Origin of the sequence: Streptomyces sp. NBC_01485, assembly GCF_036227125.1 — a bacterium.
Classification (GTDB): Bacteria; Actinomycetota; Actinomycetes; order Streptomycetales; family Streptomycetaceae; genus Streptomyces.
The window spans coordinates 4,955,065-4,976,169 of record NZ_CP109435.1; the positions used below are offsets into that span (position 1 = coordinate 4,955,065).

Here is a 21,105-nt window from a genome sequence, read left to right on the forward strand (position 1 = left end):
AGTCGCCCGTGCTTTTCGGACGTATTCCTACTCGCATGTAGGGTTCCGACGTTCGGCGGTGACCGACGCCGACGATCCGAGCACGGTGTACGGGGTGACAACGGCCGAGGCGGAGGCGAGAGCGCCGGTGAGCGGAAACGGAACGAGAAGGCGTGGGCGTGCTCCGGAGGAGGCGTTCGGCCGGGGGAGCGGCCCTGTGGGCAGGGGCAGGTCCGGCGGCGGTGGTACGCGGCTGACCCGGCGTGGGCGGATCGTCGCGTGGGGGGCCGGTGTGACGGCCGTCGTCGTCCTCGGGACCGGCGGGGTCGGAGCCTGGATCTACAACGACCTCAACAACAACATCAACTCCGCTGACGTGGACGACAAGTTGGGCGGGGATCGCCCCGTCAACCTCAGTCCCGGCTCGAAGAACATCATGATCGTCGGGTCCGACAGCCGCGACGGCGCGAACGCCAAGTACGGCAAGGACCTGACCACCATGCAGTCGGACACGCTGATGGTGCTGCACATACCGGCCGACCGTAAGTGGGCCTCGGTCGTGTCCTTCCCGCGTGACTCGTGGGTGGAGATACCCAGTTGTGAGAAGGGGGACGGCAAGTCGTCCGCCCCGCACCACTTCAAGATCAACGAGGCGTTCGCGATCGGCGGCAGCAACGGCAAGGTCGGCGAGGCCGCCGCGTGCAGCATCAGGACCGTCGAGGCCAACACCGGTCTGCGCATCGACCACTTCATGTCGGTCGACTTCTCCGGCTTCAAGGGCATGGTCGACGCGCTGGAGGGGATCGAGGTCTGCCCCGAGCAGGCCATCCACGACGAGAAGGCCCACCTCGACCTGCCGGCCGGGTGTCAGACCGTCAAGGGCGAGAAGGCGCTCGGCTACGTCCGCGCCCGCTACGGCGTCGGCGACGGCTCCGACATCGGACGCATCGGACGCCAGCAGGAGTTCATGGACGCCCTGGCGAAGAAGGCCAAGGCCAAGCTGACCAGCCCGGACGCGATGTACGGCTTCCTGCAGTCGATCACCAAGTCGCTGACGACCGACCCCGACATGGCGGGCATCCAGCCGCTGTACGGACTCGCCGACCAGCTCAAGGGCATCCCGAGCGACCGTCTCAGCTTCCTCACCGTGCCCAACTACGGGCGGGTGGCCGACCAGCCCACCGACAAGGCCAACGTCGTCTGGCAGTACCCGCAGGCCGCCGACCTGTTCACCTCCCTGGCCAAGGACGAGGAGGTCACCAAACCGCAGTTGGCGGAGGCGAAGAAGAACGTGGTGTACGCGTCGAGTGTGCGGGTCCAGGTGCTCAACGGCACGGGGGTCCCGGGCCGCGCCGCCGCCGTCGCGGAGAAGCTGAAGGACGCCGGGTACACCGTCACCGGCACGGGCAACGCGCCCGCCACGGTGGCCAAGTCGACCGTCACCTACCCGGCGGGTCTCGACACCCGGGCCGCCGTCCTCGCCTCCCGGCTGCCCAACCTGCGTGCTACGGCGGACAGTTCGGCCGCCGCGGGGGTCATCACCCTTGTCGTCGGCACGGACTTGAAGGTCGAGGACGTCGCCTGAGGGTGGGCAGGGGCGTGAGCATGAGCATGGTCAATGTCGGCCCTGGTGTGGGGTAGGCTTGATTTTGAGCCGGTCACCGGGAAAGAAAAACGGTGAACGACCTCTGCGTTGGTGGTCCAAGGAAAGACGCCCCGCTTCCTGCGGGGAAATGCAGGTGCAAGGCCTGCCCGGCGCTCCATCGAGAACGAGTCCCATCCCGTGTCAGACGGGGTGGGACTCGTTCGTTTGCGCGTCCGCGTCCGTTTCTGTGTTCGTGTCCGCGTGGCGGACGGGAAGGGCCGCGGGTGTCAGCCGCGGCCCCCTTGGGCGGGTGTCAGGACGAGTTTGCGGTTGACGGGCCGAAGAACTCGATCTCGGCTATCGCCACCTGCTTGTCCGCGGAGGCCGCGTACGACGACTCGATCGTGAAGCGGACCTTGGTGACCTCGCCGACGCGGAAGGCGCGCTGTTGGCTGCCCGCGCTCTGGTCCAGGGTGATCTGGCGGGTCGTGGTCTTGCCGTCCTTCAAGGTGATCGTCGCCTTGATGCGGTGCGGGAGGGCCGATTTGGTGAGCTGGTTGGCGTTGGGCGACGTGCCCGACGTGATGAGCAGCTCCAGCAGACGGGTCGGCTGCTCGAAGCTGGCCTCGATCCACTGGCCCTCGCCCGACTGCGCGACGCCGGGACCCCACCAGGTGTTGCTGAACTTGTCGAAGACCAGCTCGGGCTTGTGTCCCGGGTAGGAGCGCGACGCCGCGAACGAGTCCGGGCTGACCGGGGCACGCTTGGCGAAGTGGTCGCGGGTGGCCTGGATCGCGGCCGGTGTGTTCACCCCGGCGATGATCAGAAGGGTGAGGACGACCGCGGCCACCAGCCAGCTCACGATGCGGTCGAACGTACGGCGCAGGCGCGGGCGGTCGCCGGCCCAGGGGGTCGCGCCGTTGCGGTTGAACAGGCGACGCCACCAGGGGAGGCGGATCGAGGAGCGGTCCTCGAGGGTCATCGGCATCGCGCAGCGGACGCAGAAGTGCCGGTCGGGGTTGTTGGGGGTCGCGCACCAGGGGCACGCGACGCCGTACTGCTCGCCCTGGACCGGGCCGGGCGCGCGGACCTGCGGCCGGTCCGCGACCGGCCTGCCCGGCAGGACCGGGGCGACGGACGGGGGCGCGGCGGGACGGGGTTCCGCGTCGGCGACGGGGACGAGGAGGGAGCGGGCCCGGTCGGCCATCGTGTCGCCCATGGCGGGAGCGGCGGGAGCGGCGGGAGCGGCGGGAGGGGGAGCAGTGACGGGTGTGGTGGGCGCGGTTACGTCCGGGGCCGGGGGCTGTGCGGTGGCTGTCGGGGCGGCGGTGCCGTCCTCCGGCGGGATGACCGGGAGGGGAGTTTCCGTGGTGTCCTCGTCGTCCGAGTTGTCGTCGTCGTCCGCCGGTGTGTTCACCCCGGCGGTGGATGTGGCGGGTGTGGTGGTGGGGGTGGCGGTAGCGGTACCGGTGCCTGCGGTGGCCGCCGGGACCGCAGCGGCCGACGGCTCCCGTGTGGCTTCCGGAGAGCCGCCCGATCCCGATGCCGATGCCGATGCCGATGCCGATCCCGATGGCGATCCGGAGGCGTACGTGGACCCCGACCCCGACCCGGGATCAGCCGCCGGCCCCGAAGCCGAAGCCGAAGTCGAAGCCGAGCCCGAACCCGTCGCGGCCCCCGCGTCAGCCGTGCCGCCCGCCCTCGCCCCCGCCGGGGATCGGTCCGTCCAGCTCAGTACGGCGCCGCAGGCGTCGCAGAACGACTGGCCGGGCTCGGCCCGCGTGCCGCAGTCGGCGCAGTTCTGGGTGGTCATCTCTCCGGGGTCCTTTCAGCGGCGGTCACCTTGACCGTGTACGGCATGTGGGCGGGGCGGGCGGCGGCCACGAGGGTGTCGAGGCGGTGCTCGTCGGCCGGGCCCGGGTCGGGCAGGCGGAGCGTGACGTGCAGGTGGGGGCGTTGGTCGCCGGGGAACGGGCCGAGCGGGCGGGCGCTCCACGCGGAGCCGCCGCTCTCGGAGATCTCCGGTTCCACGCCGAACGCCAGGCGGATGGTCTCCGACAGGCCCCGGCGCGTGCCGCGCACCCGGTGCAGGTACGCCGCCGCCGCGACCGCGGCCCGCAGTCTCGGCTCCGGTTCCGTGCCGTCGGTCTCCGCGCCGACCCAGCCGGCCAGCCAGCGGGTGAAGTCGACCGGGGCGAGGGCCGGGTCGAAGTAGGCGGGCAGGCAGTCGAGGACGTTGAGGATGGGCGCCAACACCTCGTCCAGCCCGGCGACGAAGCGTTGCGCCAGGTCGTCGTCCGCGAAGACGGCCGGCAGCATCGCGCCGATCGGGACGGACGAGCCCAGCCCGTCCACCGAACCCCTCAACGCCCCGTCCCCTTACCGGAGTTACCCGAGTTGCCTGAGTTGTCCGAGTTGGAGGCCTTCACGAGCCGTCTCCGATCACGCGCACCCGGTGGTCGTAGGAGAAGACCAGGGCCGGGGCGGCCAGGTCGATGCGGTCGGTCGCCTCGCCGCGTTTGCCCGTCAGGGGGTCGGCGGGGTGGAGCATGACCTGGTCGACGAGCTCCACTCCCGGGACGCGCTGGAGGACCGCGAAGACCTCGCCGGACTGCACCGGGCGGCCGAACGGCCAGCCCTTGCCGTCCGCGCCGCCGATCAGCGGGTCGAGGTGGCGGTAGAGGGCGTCGTGGGCCTGGCGGCGGACGCGGTCGGTGTCGACGCCGCGGAAGGCGTGGACCGTCGCGACGACCGTCACGCCCTGGTAGTACGGCGGGCCGACCGCCAACCGGGTGCCGATCAGGCGGCGTTCGTCGAGGTGGCGGGTGATGCGGGCCAACAGGGAGTCGCCGGGCACGAGTTGCTCGAAGCGGAGTCGGCCGCCGGGGTCGGGGACGGCCTGCGGGACCACCAACACCCGTACGGCGTAGGAGCCGTGGTCGTCCGGTTCGCCCTCCAGGCAGGTGATGCGGGCGGTCTCCGGGGCGGCGCGGCGGGCCAGTTCCTCGTAGTCGCGCAGGGTCACCGCACGCTCCTGGGCGCGCAGGGTGATCGGGGCGCGGAGTTTCGCCTCCTGGACGGTCTCGCCGTCGACCCCGCCGCGCGCGGCCTCGCGGTTGACGACCTCCGAGACGTACGGGACGGAGGTGCGCAGTACCTGTACGGAGCCGCGGGCCACGTTTCCGGACCGCCCGCCGCCCGTGCGGTAGCGGCGGGCGCGGATGACCGAGCCCTTGGGGGCGACCGCGCCGTACTGGCGGAGTGTGCCGTCGGGCTGGCGGACGGACGGGCCGAAGGCGATCTCGCCGGTGGCCGCGTCGAGGGTGACATGGCGGTCGTGCGGGCCGGACGCGGCGAAGTGCGGGACCACCTGCCAGTCGGTCCAGCCCTCGTGCTCGGCGGTCTGGAGCAGCAGCGGCGGGTCGTCGCCCACCACCGGGGCGTGGACGAGGGACAGGTGCTGGCCCGGCAGGCCCGTGGACTCGCCGAGGGCCTCGTCGTGGACGGTCTCCGCGTGGACGGCGGGGGTGGTGCCGCCGACCGTGAACACCTCGGCGGAGCGGACGGTCGGGGAGGTGGTGTAGAAGGGCTGGCCGGGGAGGGGGTCGGTGACGCGGCAGCGCAGCCAGCCGGCCTCCTGGCCGCCGGAGCGGGACAGGACGTGGCCGCCGGGGATGTGCAGGACGACCTCGCCGGGGCGGTTGAGGCCGCCGGTGCCGTCGCGGTCGACCTCGCACTCCTGCCAGCCGTCCTCCGTCCAGGCCTCCCAGACGAGCGGCGGCTGACGGGGGTCGACGCCGACGCCGTCCACGCGGCTGTCCAGTTCCAGGACGACCGCGCAGTGCGGGACGGCGGCGCTGAGGCCGAACAGCATGCAGTCGCCGGGCTGCGGGGCCTCGGCGAAGCAGAGCAGGTCCTTGCCCTCGGTGAGGTCGGTGGTCCTGTCCGTGACCGGCTCGCCCCGGTGCTGCACGACGAGGTGGCTCAACTGGCAGGGCACTACGGTGAGTTCGCGTTCCGTCGCGAAGACGACCGCGTCCTCGTTCTCGGTGCGGACCGTCGCGACCTCGGTGCCCACGGGGAGGTGGATCGGCTCCTCCTGGGGCGCCGACAGCCAGAACGTCACCTCGGTGCGGGCGGCGGACGGCGGGAAGAGGCGGATGCCGGCCAGGTCGAGGAAGGCGAGGTGGTTCTTCTCGGGGACGCGGTTGAGGCGGTAGACGATCTGGTCGGCCATGTGGGCGACCGTCTCGACGAGGGTCACGCCCGGGTCGGAGACGTTGTGGTCGGTCCACTCCGGCGCACGCTGCTGGATGTAGCGCTTGGCGTCGTCGACGAACTGCTGGAAGCGGCGGTCGTCCAGGTTGGGAGAGGGCAGGGCCATCAGCGTTCGCTTTCGGGAGCCGGGCCGGACCCGGGGCCGGAGCCAGGGCCGGGGGAGCCGGAAGCGTCCGGCTCGTCGTGGGACGGAATGACGTAGAAGGGGAAGACGAGGCTGCGCGGGTTGTTGGTGCCGCGGATCGCGTAGCGGACGTCGATGAAGAGGACGCCCTGTTCGGCGCCCGCGGTGACCTCGACGTCGGTGACCTCGATGCGCGGCTCCCAGCGGTCCAGGCTGGCGTACACCTCGTGCTGGATACGGCCGGCCGTCGCCTCGTTGACCGGGGCGAAGACCAGGTCGTGGATGGCGCAGCCGTACTCCGGGCGCATCGGGCGCTCGCCCGGCGCGGTCGCGAGGATCAGCCGGATCGCCTCCTCGATCTCGCGTTCGCCGCTGACCAGGGCGATGCCCCCGGTGGGGCCGATGCGGAGCGGGAACGCCCAGCCCGAACCGACGAATTGCTCGGCCATCAGTCGGCCACCTGCCTTCTCCTTCTCCTGCTCCAGCTTCCGGATCGCACGGCGGGCCCGCGCTCTCGGTGCCTCACGGCAGCGGGTACGGCTTGGAGTTGACCATGACCACGCCCTGGAGCAGGAGGGTCGCGGCCCGGATGCCCACGTTGGCGGTGGAGTTGACCTGGATGGTGGCGCCCGCGCTCATCGTGGCGGCGCCGCCCGCCTTGAGGTTGAGCAGGCCCGCCGCGTCCACCGACACCACACCCGTCAGCGACCTGATGTTGACCAGGCTGCCCCGGATGGTGAGCGAACCGCCGCTCCTGATCGAGAGGTTGCGGCGGGCGGAGAGGGAGAGGTCGGTGCCGGCCTCGACGGACACCGCCCGGCTGCCCTTGATGCTGACCGCGCCCTTGCTGTCGACGGTGATCTCGGTCTTCGTCCGGTCCAGGTTGATGACGAGTTTGTCGTCGCCGGACGTCACCCGCACCCCCTGCTTCCGTCCGCCGGTCTTCTGGCTGAGCAGGTCGACGCGGTTGCCGTCCCGGTCGGAGAGGGTGTGCCGGGCCGCGCGGCGGCGGGCGCCGTCGTGCAGCGGCACGTCCTTGACGGGCGTCGGCTTGTCCTTGCCGTTGTAGAGGCCGCCGATGACGTACGGGTGGTCGAGGGCGCCCCGGTCGAAGGCGACCAGCACCTCGTCGCCGACGTCGAGCGGGAAGATCGACCCGCCGGCCTTGCCGCCCCACTGCACGACCCGCGTCCAGTCGCTGATGTAGGTGTCGTCGAGCCAGGGGAACTGGAGCTTCACCCTGCCCTGCTTGAGGGGATCCTGGATGTCGGTGACGAGGGCGTTGGTGGTGCCGGGCAGGTGCAGCCCGTTCGTCGTGCCGCCGCCCCCGCCCGAGGCCAGCCCGTACAGCGACCGCCACTGCCGTCCGCTGACGGTGACCCAGGCCTCGTAGTGCTTGCCGTCGCCGAAGACGTGCCGTACGGACGTGGCGGTGTACTTGCCCTCGAAGGGGGCGCCGACGTCGGCGAGCGTGACGGGCAGGCCGGGGCGGAGCTTCGGGGTGCCGCGCGCGATGACCTCCAGCTCGGCGAAGGAACCGGTGACGTCGTCGGCGAGGGCCTCAGCGGCGAACTTCACCTCCGTCTGCCGGTCGTACGGCGTCTGCGCGTCGACCAGTTTGGCCGGCTTGAACTTGGCGGCGGCCTCGCCGGGCGTCGTCCCGATGCTGATGCCCGGGTTGGTCTTCGCGGGCGCGGTGGCGGTCAGCTTCTTCTTCGTCGTCACGTCCCAGCCGCGCGCCTCGACGGTCCCGACCTGCTCGGCGGCGGTGACGGCGGCCCGCAGCCGCAGGATGTCGGTGCCGGCTTCGAGGACGAACGGGCTCTTGTCACCCGGGGTGGAGGTGGCCGGCGCGCCGGACGCCGGGTCGGGCTTGAGGAACTGGAACTTCCCCTTCGCGTCGACCGACATGACCATCTCGTTCTCGTCGGCGAGCCGGGCGAGGAAGTCCCAGTCGGTGACGTTGGCCTGGCTGATGAACTCGTAGACCGTCTTGGTGGACTGGATCTTCCCGACCGGGACGCCGTCCTGCGCCGCCAGTTTGCGGGCGATGTCGGAGGCGCTCTGGTTGCGGTACGCGGCGACGCGGCGCTGGCGCATCAGGCGGTGGCCGAAGTCGTAGCCGCGGATCACGGTGAAGGTGCCGGTGCCGTCGTAGTCGGCCTCCAGACCGCACACCTCGCCGGTGAGGAGCGGGTCGGCGGCGCCCTTGCCGTCGGCGATCGGGGTGAGGACGACGGGGGTGCCGAACTTGACGCCCAGCTTGCCGAGGACCTGACGGTAGGGGTCGCGGAAGGTCAGCCGGAAGGCGGCGGGGACGCCGAGCCCCTGGTCCACCCAGCCCTCGACGAGCAGCGGCGCGAAGTCGACGGGCAGGGGACGGCCGCCCAGGGTGACCTGGATGACGCTGGAGAACGCGGACTGGACCACTAGTAGCGCACCTCCTCGACGGCGGGCAGCACGAGTTCGATGCCGTTCGGCAGGCGGGAGGGGTCGTCGATGCCGTTGACCTCGGCGATGGACCGCCAGGCGGCGGCGTCGCCGTACTCGCGCCAGGCGAGCGACTGGAGGGAGTCGCCGGCGACGACGCGGTGCACGCGCTGCGCGGTGAGCGCGCCGGACGTCGGGTTCTGGCCCTTCGTCTTGCTCGGGATCTCGTGCAGGCGCACCTGGCAGGTGGCGCGGATGGGGACGCCGGTCGTGCCGAAGAGCGAGTACGTGACGTCGATGCTGCTCACGTAGGCGGTGAAGCGGGCCGTGGAGAACGAGCCCCACTGGAACACCACCCACGGCGGGGAAGGCTGCTTGGCGGCGATGCTCTTGGTGGTGACCTCGCAGCACTCGAGCAGTGACTCGACCTTCTTCAGGACGGTGTTGCTGCCGGGCTGGTCGGAGGAGTCGAGGAAGATCTCGACGGTCATCTCGCGCGGCTCGGGGCCCATGAACTCCGGTACGGAGCCGTCGCGGACGGCCGCGGTCGGGGTGACCTTCCACTGGGCGCGGCGGCCGAGCTGCAACTGCGACGGGTTGAAGTCGAACCCGAAGGACTTGATCAGTCCGCCGGGGGTGGTGCTGGTGCCGACCGGCGGTTCGTGGATCGCGAGGGTGGCACGGACCAGGCTCTTGCCGGCGCCGCCTTTGCTTCCCTTGGCCATGACGTCCTCGTCTTGTCTGTCTTCTGCTGGTCGGTGGTGGGCCGGCTGCTGGCCGGTCGGTGCTGGTCGGTCGGTTGTCAGTCGGTCGGTTGTCGGTCGGTCGTCAGTCGGTGAAGCCGTGGTGGGTGATCTCCAGGACCTCCGTGGCCACGCCCGGGCTGTCGGGGCTGAGTGACGGCCCCTGCCAGCTCACCGGCAGTACGTCGATGAGGCCCCACCGGGCGACCTCCGAGCCGTCCGCGCGCAGCGCCGCGATCTGGGCGGTCGGGCGGGTCACCCCGGTGGTGACCGACGAGATCCACTTCGCGACCTTCGTCGTGTCCGGGGTGAGGGGCCGGGTCAGCCGGATCGTGGAGAACGTGACCCGGGACGGCAACTGCCACACGAACCCGTTGTTCCCGCCCTCCTGGCGGTGCTCGATCTCCACCTGGGACGAGAGTCCCTCACACCCGTTGAAGTAACCGAGGCTCTCGCCGTCGATGGTCAGGGTGAAGAAGATGGTGGATCCCGGGTCGAGATCGGAGGGCATCGGGTGCCTTGCCTTTTCTGGGAGGGGAGGGGAGGGGCAGGAAGGGGCGGGGGAAGGCAGTCGGGGCGGGCGTTGTGGGGAGGGGCGCGGGTTAGCGGCGGGGGTCGCGGAGTCGGCCTATTCGTTCGCGGTCCAGGCGGAGTTCGGTGCGCAGGAGGCGGGTGATGCGGCCGGTCAGGCGGTGCGTCAGCTCGTCGAGCTGGAAGTCCGTGAGGGAGCGGGGGTCGAAGCCGGGGGGTGCCTCGGTGGGGGTGGTGGTCTTGGGTGCGGGTTTGGGGGTGGGTGCGGGTGCCGGGGTGGGGGCCGGGGCTGTCTTGGGTGCGCTGCGGGGTGCGGGTGGCGCGGGTGGTGTGGGGAGGCGCTGGATCGTGGGGGCGGGGATGGGGGTGAGGGCGGCGGGCTGGGCTGACGGTGCCGGTGGGGTGGCGGGGCGTACCGGGGTGGGCAGCGGGCTGTGCTGGATGGTGGGGGGTGTGGGGGCGTTCGGGTTCGCGTGGGGGGCGTGCGAGGGCGTGGGGTACGGGCGGGCTATGGGCTGGCCTGTGGCTGCGCCGGGTGCGGTGCGGCGCAGGGGTACGGGGGCTGTGACCGGGCGGCGCTGTACGGGCGGCGGCGGGGACAGCGGGGGTACGGGGTGTACGGGGTGTGCGGCGTGCACGGGCGTCGTCTTGGGGGGCTTGGGGTGCAGCGGGTGGGCGACGGGGGCGGTCGTCGCGGCGGTTCGGGGGTGCGTCTGGGTGCCGGTGGACGCGGGGGTGGGCAGCGGGAGTTGGGCGGCGACGGGTGGCGGTGGTGGTGTGGTGGTGCGTTGTGCGACGGGGTGTGTGGCTGCGGGGCCGGTTGTCGTACGGGGGGTGGCGTCGGCGGGGAGGGGGGCGCCCAGTAGGGGGCGTGCGGGGGGTGCGGGCGGCGTGGGGGGTGCCGGTGTGGTGGCGCGCTGGATGGGGGCGCCGAGGGGGGAGGGCGGAGTCACTGAGGGGGTGACGGGGGTTGCCGTCGGGCGGGGGCGGTTCGAGGGGAGGCTCGTGGGGGCGCCGAGGCCTGTCCGACGTGCGGGCGCGGGGGCGGGTATGGGGGAGGCGGCCCGTTGAACGCTCGTCGAGGACGCGGAACTGATGTTGGGAGAAGGGGAGTTGACGGACGGGCGCGCGGGACCGGTCGGGGCCGGGGCGGGAGCGGCGGGGCGCGTCGGTGTGGTGGCCGCCACGGGGGGCGTCGCAGTGCGTTGCACGTCGAGGGATGGCGTACGAGCGCCGTCGGTCGGGCCCGAGCCGGTGCGTGGAGCAGGGGCGGGGGCAGGGGCAGAAGCGGAGCCGGAAGTGCGGGCGGCCGACGACCCGGTGCGGGTGTCGGCGCTGGGGGCGGGGCGTCCGCTCACGGGGTGAGGCGTGCTCGCGGCGGGTGGGCTGTGGGTGGGTGTCGGGCCAGGGGCCTTGCTTCCGGGCCGAGGTGCGGTGGAGGTGCTGCTCGGCGTGGACGGTGTCGTGCGTCCCGCTACGGCACGCTGCACGTTGCGATCACCGGCACTGCTCGCCGTCGCGGCGGGTGGCACGGTCGCAGCCCTCGACGCGGTAGGCGACGGCGTTGCACTGGAGGTCGCCGGGAGCGGCTGGACGGAACCGGTCCGCACGGTGGGCGGGACGCCGTCCACCGCCGACGGACCGGAGGCCGTGCGCGGTCCATCTGCGTGCGGTACCGCTCGCTGCGCGGCGACCGGGTTCCCACTGGGCGTTACCGGGGAAAGGGGTGCCGTATTGCTCTCCACTGCACGGGAGTTGCTGGGCGCGGTGGCGTCCCCGTCGCCATGACGGGGGGCTGCCCGCTGGATCTCGACCGGTTGCTGGGACGGCGTACCGGCCGCCTTTGGCGTCGGGGTGTTGGTGCCGGCCGGGGTGGCGTCCTCGTGGCGGGGTAGCGCGCGCTGGATGCCGGGCGGCTGGGGGGAGGGCGTACTGGCCTGTGCAGTGGGGGAGTTGAGCGGCGCGGCGCGTTCGTTTCGGGGTGCCGCCGGGGTGTTGGCCGGGGCAGCGCCTTCGTTACCGGGTACCGCCCGCTGGAGCCCGACAGGCCGGGGAGACGGCGTCCCGCCCGTTGCCGCCGGGGCGTCGGTCGAGGTGTCGCCCTCGTGCCGGGGCACCACACGCTGGATCCCCACCGGCTGTCCACCGGACGTCGCGGCAGGAGTCGGCGTACCTCCCGTGCTAGCCGCCGCCGTCGGCCCCGCCGTCGCGGGAGCCGCAGCGGCGTTCGGGCCCTGTCGCGGGCCGGGAGCAGGTTCCTTGCCGCTCGCCGTGCCTCCGCCGTCGGTGTCCGTACCCGTACCCGTACCCCGGCTGGAGGCCTGACCTGATCCACCGCCCCCAGACGGCGTCGCGGGCGCGGACGTCGACGCGGATGCCGCCCGGGCAGGCAGCGTACGCCGCTGAACCGGTGCGGACACCGACCTCGTCAGCGGGGCCGAACTCGTCGCCGGTGCCGGACTCGCCGGGGAGACACGGATGCCCCGCGTCGGGAAGACGGCAACGGGAACGCTCCGCTCTGCCGGCCGCGCCGTCACCACAGGCACCGCCGGGGCAACCGGAGCCCCCGGAACGGGGGAAGCCGCCGGATACGTGGGCGCGGCGGCACGCTCGGACGATCGCGGCACCGAACCCGAAACAGAAGCTGGAGCCGAACCCGCAGCCCGGCGCTGAGCCCAGGCTTGCCCCGAAGCCGAAGCCGAAGCCGAAGCCGAAGCCGAAGCCGGAGCCGCGCCCGAACCCGGACCCGGACCCGAGCCCGCAGCCCGGCCCTGACCCGGAGCTGAGCCCGTCGTCGCAGCCGAACCCCGAGCCGGCGCTGATCCCCGAGCTCTAGCCGAACTCCGAGCCGATGCTGAACCCGTAGCCGTAGCCGACCCCCGAGCCGGCGCTGAACCCGTAGCCGTAGCCGACCCCCGAGCCGGCGCTGAACCCGTAGCCGTAGCCGACCCCCGAGCCGGCGCTGAACCCGTAGCCGTAGCCGACCCCCGACCCGGCGCTGAACCCGTAGCCGTAGCCGACCCCCGAGCCGATGCTGCACCTGGAGCCGCAGCCGAACCCGAACCCGCAGCCGAACCCCGAGTCTGAGCCGACCCCGGAACCACAGGCGAAGCCGCAGCCCAAACCGGAGTTGAACCCGCACCCGCACCCGCACCCGCACCCGGCGCCCAAGCCGAAGCAGGACCGCCGCTCGAAGCCGTACCCCCCGCCGCCGTAGCCGGGCCCCCGCCCGGAGTCGAGGGCACCGTCCGCTGCAACTGGGTCGGTCGAGGCGGCGCAGCCACCCGCTCGGGTTCCGCGACCGGCGGGTTCGTCGCCCGCAGGCTGCTCATCAGGCCGCCCGGGCCCGAGTCCAGCACCGCGTGGGAGCGGGTGCCGATGAAGGAGGGGTTCTGCCAGGTGGCCAGCCGGCCGCCGAACCCGGAGTCGGCGACGCCCGCCGCCCCTCCGAGGGTCGCCCGCTGGATGGGAGGCAGCGCCGTCCAGGCGGCCGGCACGACACGCGGCGCCGAACCGACACCACCCGCCGAACCGCCGTCGCCCGTCGAACCCGAAGCACCGCCGCCCGCCGCCGACGTACCGGCGTCGCCGCCCGCCGACGTACCGGCGACGCCCGACGACGTACCCGCGTCACCGCCGGAGGCACCCCGGCCGCCCCGCAGACGTTCCAGGAACCCCATGCCTCAGCCCTCCGCCCGGCCCCTGGTCACCAGGGTCGCGATCTGGTCGGCGTAACGGCGCCGGTCGTGGTGTTCCAGGTCGAGGATGTCGTCCTGGCTCCAGTGGAAGTGGTAGGCGACGTACGCGATCTCCTCGTGCATCCGGTCGGTCGCGTACGTCACGATTCCCCCAGGCGGCTCCCGCCGAGTTCCACCTCGAAGGGCTCCGAGCAGTGGGGGCACTGCACCGAGGCGCGGGTGTGGCCCTCGGCGTTGACCTGGCGGTAGAAGTCCTGAAGGAACGCAAGGTCGGAGGCGAACATGTTCTCCACCACCCCGTCGTGGACGAGCGGGAGGGCGCCCAGGCGGGTGATGACCCGGCCGAGCAGGACCACCGACAGGTACGCGGGGTTCTCCTGGACGCGGATGTCCCGGAGCGGGACCAGTTCGTCCCGCGCCGTCGCGAGGCGCATCACGCCGTCGCGGTGGACCGTGCCCGCCTCGTCCACGTAGCCGCGCGGCAGCTCGAAGGGGAACTCCGTCTGCAGCCGGTACGCCGCCGGGGCCGGGGCCGGGGCGGCCGTCGCGGGCGCCGCCCCCAGGAACGGGGCCGCCTCCTGAGGCTGCTCCGCCCCGGCCGCAGCGCCCGTCACCGGTCCCGTCACCGACCCCCGCACAGCCGACGAACGCCGCATTACTCGATGACCAGTTCTTCGAACGTGATCGTCACGGTCTCGGTCAGCGCGGAGGCCTCGCCGGCCTTCACCGAGCTGGTGTCGATCTTGCTGCACCAGGCGTTGCGCATGTTGTACCGCTTGACCGGGTTGTTCTGGTAGTCCATCACCATGATCGTGGCGTTCTTGCGGGCGGTGCCCATCACGCCGTTGATCGACTCGGTGATCCACTGGTTGAACGCCGCCGACTGGGTCATGCCGCGCACGACCGTGCAGGTGCCCGCCTTCTTCACGCCCGGCAGCTTCTTCGTGACGGGCTTGCCCTGCGCGGAGACCTGCTGGTACTCGATGACGTCCTGTTCGAGGCTGAGGCCGCTGACCTCGGCGAGGTACTCGACCATCACGCCGTCGATCTGGAGGCCGAAATTGTGTGAAGTGAGGGCGTCACCCGGCTGGAGACTCATCTGGCTGTCCTTCTAGGGGAGTTGACTGCGGTCCGCGCAAGCGGAGGAGAGCGGAGGGGAGGGGGAGGAAAGGGGGACCGGGGTGCCCCGGTACCCGAAGTCCCCGGAGTGCCCGAAGTACCCGGAGTGCCCCGGTACCCGAAGTACCCGGAGTGCCTACTCCTCCAACTCCCCGCTCCCGCTCTGGAACTGGGCCAGCCGGAAGATCACGAACTCGGCCGGCTTGACCGGCGCGATGCCGATCTCGCAGATCACCCGGCCGAGGTCGACGGACTCCGGCGGGTTGGACTCCTCGTCACACTTGACGTAGTACGCCTCCTCGGGGCGGGCCCCGAACAGGGCGCCGTTGCGCCACTCGTTGACGAGGAACGCGGAGACGTTGCGCCGGATCCGGGCCCACAGGGCGTGGTCGTTCGGCTCGAACACCACCCACTGGGTGCCGATCAGGATCGACTCCTCCAGGTAGTTGAAGTACCGGCGGACGTTCAGGTAGCGCCACGCCGGGTCGGAGGAGAGGGTGCGGGCGCCCCAGATGCGGATGCCGCGGCCCGGGAACGCCCGGATGCAGTTCACGCCGATCGGGTTCAGCAGGTCCTGCTCGCCGCGCGTGATCTGGATCTCCAGGTCCACCGCGCCGCGCACGACCTCGTTCGCGGGGGCCTTGTGGACGCCGCGCTCGGAGTCGTTGCGGGCCCACACGCCGGCCACGTGACCGCTCGGCGGGATCAGCCGCGCCTGGCCGGACGCCGGGTCGAAGGCCTTGATCCACGGGTAGTACAGGGCCGCGTACTTGGAGTCGTAGCCGGCCGTCTCCTGGCGCCAGACGCGGATCTGACGGGCGTTCAGGCTCGGCGGCGGGTCGATGATCGCGACGCGGTCGCCCATCAGCTCGCAGTGCGCGATCAGGCCGAGCTGGACGGCCTTGACGGCCTCCAGGTCGATCGCGCCGCGCTGGTAGGCGGCCATCAGGTCGGGCACCGCGACCATGGACACCTCGTCGACGGCCTCCAGGCCGCCGAAGCCGGTGCGGTCGGAGCTGTCGCCCAGGTACTGGGCCGGTCCGACCGTAGCCACCTGGTCCGCCGGGACGGCGGGGGCGCCGGCCGCCGGGGCGGACGCGGACGGCAGCGCGACCGTCTGGTTCTCCGGGCGGGCGAGCTGCGCCGCGGGCGCGGCCTCGGCCACGGTGATGAGCCTGGAGCGCTCCTTGACCTGCGTGACGACGTAGGAGCGGTTGCCCTTCTTCGCCGACACGTCGAACGTCTCGACGGCCTTGTCGCCGTCCTTGACGATCAGCTTGAAGCGTTCGGCGGGGCCCTCGCCCTCGGCGTCCGCGACCTCGACGCTCAGCGGGCCGCCGCTCTCGCCGGCCGCCACGGCCGTCACCGTGAAGGTGCCGAGCTGCCTGGGCTCACCGGCGGTCAGCGCGGCCGGAGCGGAGGAACCCCCCACGGCTGCCGGGGACTTGACGTCACCGGAGGCGCCCGCGGACGTACCGCCGACGCGGACGACGTAGGCGGCCGAACCGCCGTTGTTGAAGAACCCGTAGACGGAGTGCGCCAGGTAGTAGCCGTCGGTGAAGTCACCGAAGGCCGCCACGTACTGGGTCCAGTTGGTCACCAGCGTCGGCTCGTTGAGCGGGCCGGTCGGGGCGAGCCCGACGAAGGCCGCCACCGAGGTGCCCACCCCTTCGATCGGGCGGGAGCCGCTGGCCACCTCCTCGACGTATACGCCGGGCGACAGGTAGGACGGCATGCTGTGCTCTCCTCGGGGTACGCGTCAGGACGTCTTTCACCGTCACGCGCGAAGCGCGTCCGTCGAAACGGCCCCCGGTGCACAGGTCGGGGCACGTCTGTTGCCCTCCGGGGCAGCGGAGGGCGGCGGAGGACGGATGACGACGGCGAGGGGTGCGCGCGGCCCGCCCGCGCCGTCCCTTTCCTGCGGGTCTGTCGGCACCCCGGCCCGGCGCCGCCCGCCGCCGCGCCCGCTCGAAGGCCTCCTGCCGCGTCCCGACGGGCAGGTCGGGTGCGTCCGGGCGGGCACGCACCCCTGCCCCCTGGCCTCTGACTTCGCGCGCCGCCTTCCCCGTAACGTCGGCCCGTGAGCCTGTGGACTTCCCTCGAACCCTCCTCCGTCACCGTCGACCCCGGCAGCCGGGCGACCGTACGGCTGCGCGTGCGCAACACCGGCGACGTGGTGGACGAGTACCGCTTCGAGCCCGTGGGCCCGGTCGCCCCGTGGACGACGGTGGAGCCGCAGACGCTGCGTCTCTTCCCGGGGACGACGGGCACGGTGGAGCTGACCTTCGCCCCGCCCCGTACCCCCGACGCGACGGCCGGCCCCAACCCGTACGCCGTACGTATTACGCCGACCGAGCACCCGGAGGCCGTCACCGTCCCCGAGGGGAACCTGACGGTCACCGCGTTCACGGAGGTGCGGGCGGAGCTGGTGCCCCCGACCGTCAAGGGACGGTTCCGGGGACGTCCGCGTCTCGCCATCGACAACGTCGGCAACACCCGCGTCACCGCCTCGCTGAACGGCAGTGACAACGGGGACCGGCTGGCCTACGAGATCCAGCCGGCCAACGTGCAGATCGAGCCGGGCCGGGCGGCGTTCGTCAACGCGACGCTGCGTCCCCGCCAGATCATCTGGTTCGGGGCGAAGGAAGAGCAGCCGTACGCGCTGAACGTGCTGCGGTCGGGGGCCGTGCCGCTGGCGGTGGACGGGACGTTCGTGCAGCGCGGGTTCCTGCCGCGCTGGCTGGCGACCGTCTTCAGCCTCAGCCTGGCCCTCGGGATCGCGTTCGTGATGATCTGGCTGGCGTACAAGCCGCCGGTCGCCTCCAGCGCCAAGGAGCTCGTGGAGGCGGGTGCCAGCACCCTGGCGCCCAGCCCCTCGGCGACGCCCAGCGCCCCGGTCCTGGCGCCGCCCCCGTCGGCCCCCGCCGTGGTCGAGGCCCCGGTCAGCGCCCCGGCCGCCGGCGGCGCGGGCGACAGCGCCGGCGCCGGCGGTGGTGGGGGCGGTGGCGGTGGTGGCGGTGGTGGCGGCGAGTCGAAGAAGCCCGCGAAGCCGAAGAAGCAGACCGCCGCCGACGCCGTGCAGGCGCTGGCCGCGCGCAGCGACGGACGGCACATCTGCTACCGCGCCTATGTCGCCGACCGGGGCTGGCAGGACCCGGTGTGCGACGGCGCCATCGCCGGCACGACCGGCAAGAGCCTGCCGATCAAGAAGCTGAACATCGCCACGGTGGGCACCCGGGGCGTCAGCGGCAACGGCGCCCATGTGACCGAGGGCTGGCTGACCGGTCCCAAGTGGTCGCATGCGGCCGACGGGATCGACATGTACATCGGCAGCGAAAAGGAGGCGGTCTCGCCGCTTCAGGGCTTCACCATCGGGCTGGGGGACGGCAGTTCCGTCTGCCAGAACGCGCACATCAAGGACAAGGGCTGGCGGGGTCTGGGCTGTTCGAGCCCGACCGCCAAGGACAAGTGGATCTACGGCGGCAGCCCCATGGACTGGAAGCTCCAGTTGGAAGCGGTCCGCTTCACCGTCTGACGCGAACTCTCCGTCCGACGCCGTCGCACCGGCTGAAACCGGGCGCAGGGGCACGACCCGCCGTCCCTTTCGGGCAGCGGTCGTGCCCGACGGCCTCCTGACGGGACCCGGTCAGGCGTCGTAGCGTCGCCAGGTGACTCTGTGGACCTCTCTGGAACCGGCCGCCGCGACCGTGGATCCCGGCGACACCACGACCGTGCGGCTGCGTGTCCGCAACACCGGTGACGTCGTCGACGAGTACCGCTTCGAGCCGGTCGGGAACGTGGCTCCCTGGACGAGGGTGGAGCCGCAGACGCTGCGTCTCTTCCCGGGGACGACGGGGACGGTGGAGCTGACGTTCGCCCCGCCCCGTACCCCGGACGCGGCCGCGGGTCCCAACCCGTACGCCGTACGTATTACGCCGACCGAGCATCCGGAGGCCGTGACCGTCCCGGAGGGAAATCTGACGGTCACTCCGTTCACGGAGGTGCGGGCGGAGTTGGTGCCGCCGACCGTGAAGGGACGGTTCCGGGGGCGTCCGCGTCTCGCGATCGACAACATCGGCAACACACGGGTGACGGCGTCCGTCGCGGGCACCGACATGGGCGACCACCTCGGGTACGAGTTCCGTCCGGGCAGTGTGCAGATCGAGCCGGGGCGGGCGGCGTTCGTCGACGCGACGCTGCGCCCGCGCCAGGTCATCTGGTTCGGGGCGAAGGAGCAGCGGCCGTACGCGCTGAGTGTGCAGCGGTCGGGGGCCGTGCCGTTGTCGGTGGACGGGACGTTCGTGCAGCGCGGGTTCCTGCCGCGCTGGCTGGCGACGGCGCTCAGTCTGACGGTGGCGCTGGGGATCGCGTTCGTGATGATCTGGCTGGCGTACAAGCCGCCGGTCACCAGCAGCGCCAAGGAGCAGCCGCTCGCGGCGGGCGCCACCGCGCTGCCCGGCCCGTCCGTCTCGGCGCCGTCCGCGCCGAAGGTGGACGCCTCCGCCGACCCGCTGCCCGAGCAGCAGACGCCGTCCGCCCCGCCGAAGCAGGACGACAACAGCGGTGCCGGGTCCGGGAGTTCCGCCGACACCTCGGCTTCGGGCGGCGGCGGCACGACGGACAGCGGCGGCTCCGGCGCGTCGGGCGGGGCGAAGGTGACGACCCCGGTACCCGGCGCGCTCATCATCGGGCAGGCCTCGAACCGGTGTATCGACGTCACTGACGCGCAGACGGGCAAGGGCAAGGACGGCACCCCGCTCCAACTGTGGGACTGCGCCGGGTCGGCCAACCAGAAGTGGGTCTTCGGCAAGGACGGCACCGTGCGCTCGCTCGGCCTGTGCATGGACGTCGCCTGGGGCTCGCGGGACGACGGCGCGGTCATCCAGCTCGCCAAGTGCAGCGGCAACCCCGCCCAGCAGTTCGTGCTGAGCAAGGCCGGTGACCTGGTCAACCCGCAGGCCGACAAGTGCGTGGACGCCAAGAACAACGGCACCGGCAACGGCACGAAGCTCCAGTTGTGGACCTGCTCGGGGACACCGAACCAGAAGTGGCGCACGCAGTGACGCGGTAGCGGGAAAGCGCGGGCGCGGGTGCGGGCGCAGGTGCCGCTCCGGGTCGGAGTCCGTCGGTCAGGCGGCCGGCTTCAGGTCCGCGCGCAGGTGGCTGACGGTGACGAAGTGGTAGCCCTGCTCCTTGAGGCTGGTCAGGATACGGGGCACGGCGTCGACGGAGGTGGGGTGGATGTCGTGCAGGAGCACGATGTCGCCCGGCTTGGCGTTGTTCAGCACGGAGTCGGCGACCTTGGTGCTGTCCCGGTACTTCCAGTCCTCGGTGTCGTAGTTCCACAGGGCGATCGGCAGGCCCGCGGCCGCCTTGACCGCCGGGTTGACGGCGCCGTAGGGCGGGCGCAGCAGGGTGGGATTCTTGCCGGTGGCCGCCTTGACCGCGTCGTTGGTGCGTGAGATCTGCTCGCGCAGTTCGGTGGGCCCGAGCCGGGTGAGGTCGGCGTGGCTCCAGGAGTGGTTGCCTATCTCGTGCCCGGCCTTGGCCATGGCGCGGAGCAGGTCGGGGTGGGCGGCGGCGTTCTGGCCGACGACGAAGAAGGTGGCGTGGGCGTCGTTGGCGGCGAGTATGTCGAGCAGGCGGGCGGTGTCCGCGCCGGGCCCGTCGTCGAAGGTGAGGGCGAGGCACTTGGCCTGGGAGCAGTCGACGTCCGAGTCGGCCGGGAGCGCCCCGGTGGGAGGGGTCAGCGGCTTCGCGCTCACACCCAGGTCGAGGGAGTCGGACGGGTCGGTGGCCTGCTTCTGGGCGCGGCGGCCGAAGTCGGAGAGCAGGGGGGTGGCTTCCTCGGCGGGGATGACGGCCTGGTAGCGGCCGCCGGTCGGGACGGCGACGGTGCCGCGGTCGAACTCCGCGATGAGGTCGCCGTCGGTGGTGAAGGAGAGGTCGTCGAGCGTGGAGTCGCGGTACTCCGCGAGGCTGTTGAGCCGGTCGGCGATGATGCCTTTCTGGTCCTTCAGCCGGTCCTTGACGGCGTCGGTGAAGTCGTCGAAGGAGTCGTCGCTGATGAGGGTGGCCGCTTTCCGGGCTTTGCCGGCCTTGCCGTCGTACCAGTAGGTGCGGGTGTCGGTGCCGTCGCCGGCCGCCTGGTAGTCGAGGGTGGTCAGCCGTACGCCGAGCACGTCACCGGAGGCCACCAGCAGGTCGTGGCTGATGTTGATCGCCTTGCACCCGGCGTCTTCGGCGAGCGGGTCGCCGAGACGGGACTCGCTGTCGGCCTTCATGGCGGCGGTGAGGGGGTCCGCGCCGGGGACGGCGGGGTAGCTGACGGCCCAGGGACAGTCGGGGTCCTCGCTGCCGTCCCGGAAGATCCGCAGGCCGGTGACGGCGGCCGGGTCGGCGCTGCCGGCCTTGGCGGCAGCGGGTTTCGCGTCGCCGCCCGCGGCAGGGCTGTTCGTGTCACTCCCGGAAGAGGATGAGCAGGCTGTGGTGGTGGCGAGGGCTGTGGCCGCCAGCACGGCGATTCCGAGAGAACGTCTTTTCATGCGCCGGACGCTAGTTGAGGGTTAAACATGAAGCGCGGCAGTTTCCTAAGTCTTTGCATGGACGCGTCACGGC

At 72.2% G+C, this 21,105-nt stretch carries 17 protein-coding genes; 3 read left to right on the forward strand and 14 right to left on the reverse strand.

From position 1 onward, the window contains the following. Window positions 1–196 precede the first annotated feature (196 nt). Window positions 197–1,564, forward strand: coding sequence for an LCP family protein (locus OG352_RS22595; protein WP_329219306.1), 1,368 nt, complete (start codon window positions 197–199; stop codon window positions 1,562–1,564). 313 nt (window positions 1,565–1,877) lie between these two features. Here OG352_RS22595 and OG352_RS22600 read toward each other — a convergent pair whose 3' ends face one another. From OG352_RS22600 to OG352_RS22665, 13 genes are all read right to left on the reverse strand, one after another. Beyond that, the gene (locus tag OG352_RS22600; RefSeq protein WP_443072315.1) at window positions 1,878–3,377 is read right to left on the reverse strand and encodes an NADase-type glycan-binding domain-containing protein; all 1,500 of its coding nucleotides are present in this window, start codon (window positions 3,375–3,377) and stop codon (window positions 1,878–1,880) included. Further along, window positions 3,374–3,931, reverse strand: coding sequence for a phage tail protein (locus OG352_RS22610; RefSeq protein ID WP_329219312.1), 558 nt, complete (start codon window positions 3,929–3,931; stop codon window positions 3,374–3,376). Before OG352_RS22610 ends, OG352_RS22600 begins: the two co-directional genes overlap by 4 nt. Window positions 3,932–3,989: 58 nt before the next feature. Further along, complete coding sequence (locus OG352_RS22615) at window positions 3,990–5,948, reverse strand: putative baseplate assembly protein (protein ID WP_329219314.1); 1,959 nt, start codon at window positions 5,946–5,948, stop codon at window positions 3,990–3,992. After that, window positions 5,948–6,415 carry a GPW/gp25 family protein gene (locus OG352_RS22620; RefSeq protein ID WP_329219315.1) on the reverse strand — a complete coding sequence of 156 codons (468 nt, stop codon included), beginning with the start codon at window positions 6,413–6,415 and terminating at the stop codon, window positions 5,948–5,950. The genes OG352_RS22615 and OG352_RS22620 overlap by 1 nt, the downstream gene beginning before the upstream one ends. Window positions 6,416–6,488: 73 nt before the next feature. Beyond that, window positions 6,489–8,396 (reverse strand): VgrG-related protein, encoded by a 1,908-nt coding sequence (locus OG352_RS22625; protein WP_329219316.1) that lies wholly within the window; start codon window positions 8,394–8,396, stop codon window positions 6,489–6,491. Next, window positions 8,396–9,121, reverse strand: coding sequence for a CIS tube protein (locus OG352_RS22630; RefSeq protein WP_329219317.1), 726 nt, complete (start codon window positions 9,119–9,121; stop codon window positions 8,396–8,398). The genes OG352_RS22625 and OG352_RS22630 overlap by 1 nt, the downstream gene beginning before the upstream one ends. Before the next feature lie 103 nt (window positions 9,122–9,224). Continuing rightward, on the reverse strand, window positions 9,225–9,650 hold the full coding sequence (locus OG352_RS22635; RefSeq protein WP_093780725.1) for a phage tail protein: 426 nt from the start codon (window positions 9,648–9,650) through the stop codon (window positions 9,225–9,227). A 91-nt stretch (window positions 9,651–9,741) separates the two neighbouring features. Next, window positions 9,742–10,623, reverse strand: coding sequence for an extensin (locus tag OG352_RS22640; RefSeq protein ID WP_329219319.1), 882 nt, complete (start codon window positions 10,621–10,623; stop codon window positions 9,742–9,744). A gap of 1,879 nt (window positions 10,624–12,502) precedes the next feature. Then, a complete protein-coding gene (locus OG352_RS22645) occupies window positions 12,503–12,793 on the reverse strand; it encodes a hypothetical protein (RefSeq protein WP_329219321.1) in 291 nt (96 codons plus the stop codon). Between the two features lie 560 nt (window positions 12,794–13,353). Then, the gene (locus OG352_RS22650) at window positions 13,354–13,512 is read right to left on the reverse strand and encodes a DUF6760 family protein (protein WP_093780728.1); all 159 of its coding nucleotides are present in this window, start codon (window positions 13,510–13,512) and stop codon (window positions 13,354–13,356) included. After that, a complete protein-coding gene (locus OG352_RS22655) occupies window positions 13,509–14,024 on the reverse strand; it encodes a hypothetical protein (protein WP_329219322.1) in 516 nt (171 codons plus the stop codon). The genes OG352_RS22650 and OG352_RS22655 overlap by 4 nt, the downstream gene beginning before the upstream one ends. Next, a complete protein-coding gene (locus OG352_RS22660) occupies window positions 14,024–14,467 on the reverse strand; it encodes a phage tail protein (RefSeq protein WP_020132887.1) in 444 nt (147 codons plus the stop codon). Before OG352_RS22660 ends, OG352_RS22655 begins: the two co-directional genes overlap by 1 nt. A 156-nt stretch (window positions 14,468–14,623) precedes the next feature. Then, complete coding sequence (locus OG352_RS22665) at window positions 14,624–16,222, reverse strand: phage tail sheath family protein (protein WP_329219324.1); 1,599 nt, start codon at window positions 16,220–16,222, stop codon at window positions 14,624–14,626. A 345-nt stretch (window positions 16,223–16,567) separates the two neighbouring features. Between OG352_RS22665 and OG352_RS22670 the strand changes: the two genes are divergently transcribed. Next, window positions 16,568–18,022, forward strand: coding sequence for a hydrolase (locus OG352_RS22670; protein ID WP_329219325.1), 1,455 nt, complete (start codon window positions 16,568–16,570; stop codon window positions 18,020–18,022). Window positions 18,023–18,155: 133 nt separating this feature from the next. After that, on the forward strand, window positions 18,156–19,550 hold the full coding sequence (locus tag OG352_RS22675; RefSeq protein WP_329219327.1) for a ricin-type beta-trefoil lectin domain protein: 1,395 nt from the start codon (window positions 18,156–18,158) through the stop codon (window positions 19,548–19,550). A 66-nt stretch (window positions 19,551–19,616) separates the two neighbouring features. Here the strand turns inward: OG352_RS22675 and OG352_RS22680 are convergent, their stop codons facing one another. Beyond that, complete coding sequence (locus OG352_RS22680) at window positions 19,617–21,032, reverse strand: polysaccharide deacetylase family protein (protein WP_329219328.1); 1,416 nt, start codon at window positions 21,030–21,032, stop codon at window positions 19,617–19,619. Between the last annotated feature and the right edge of the window lie 73 nt (window positions 21,033–21,105).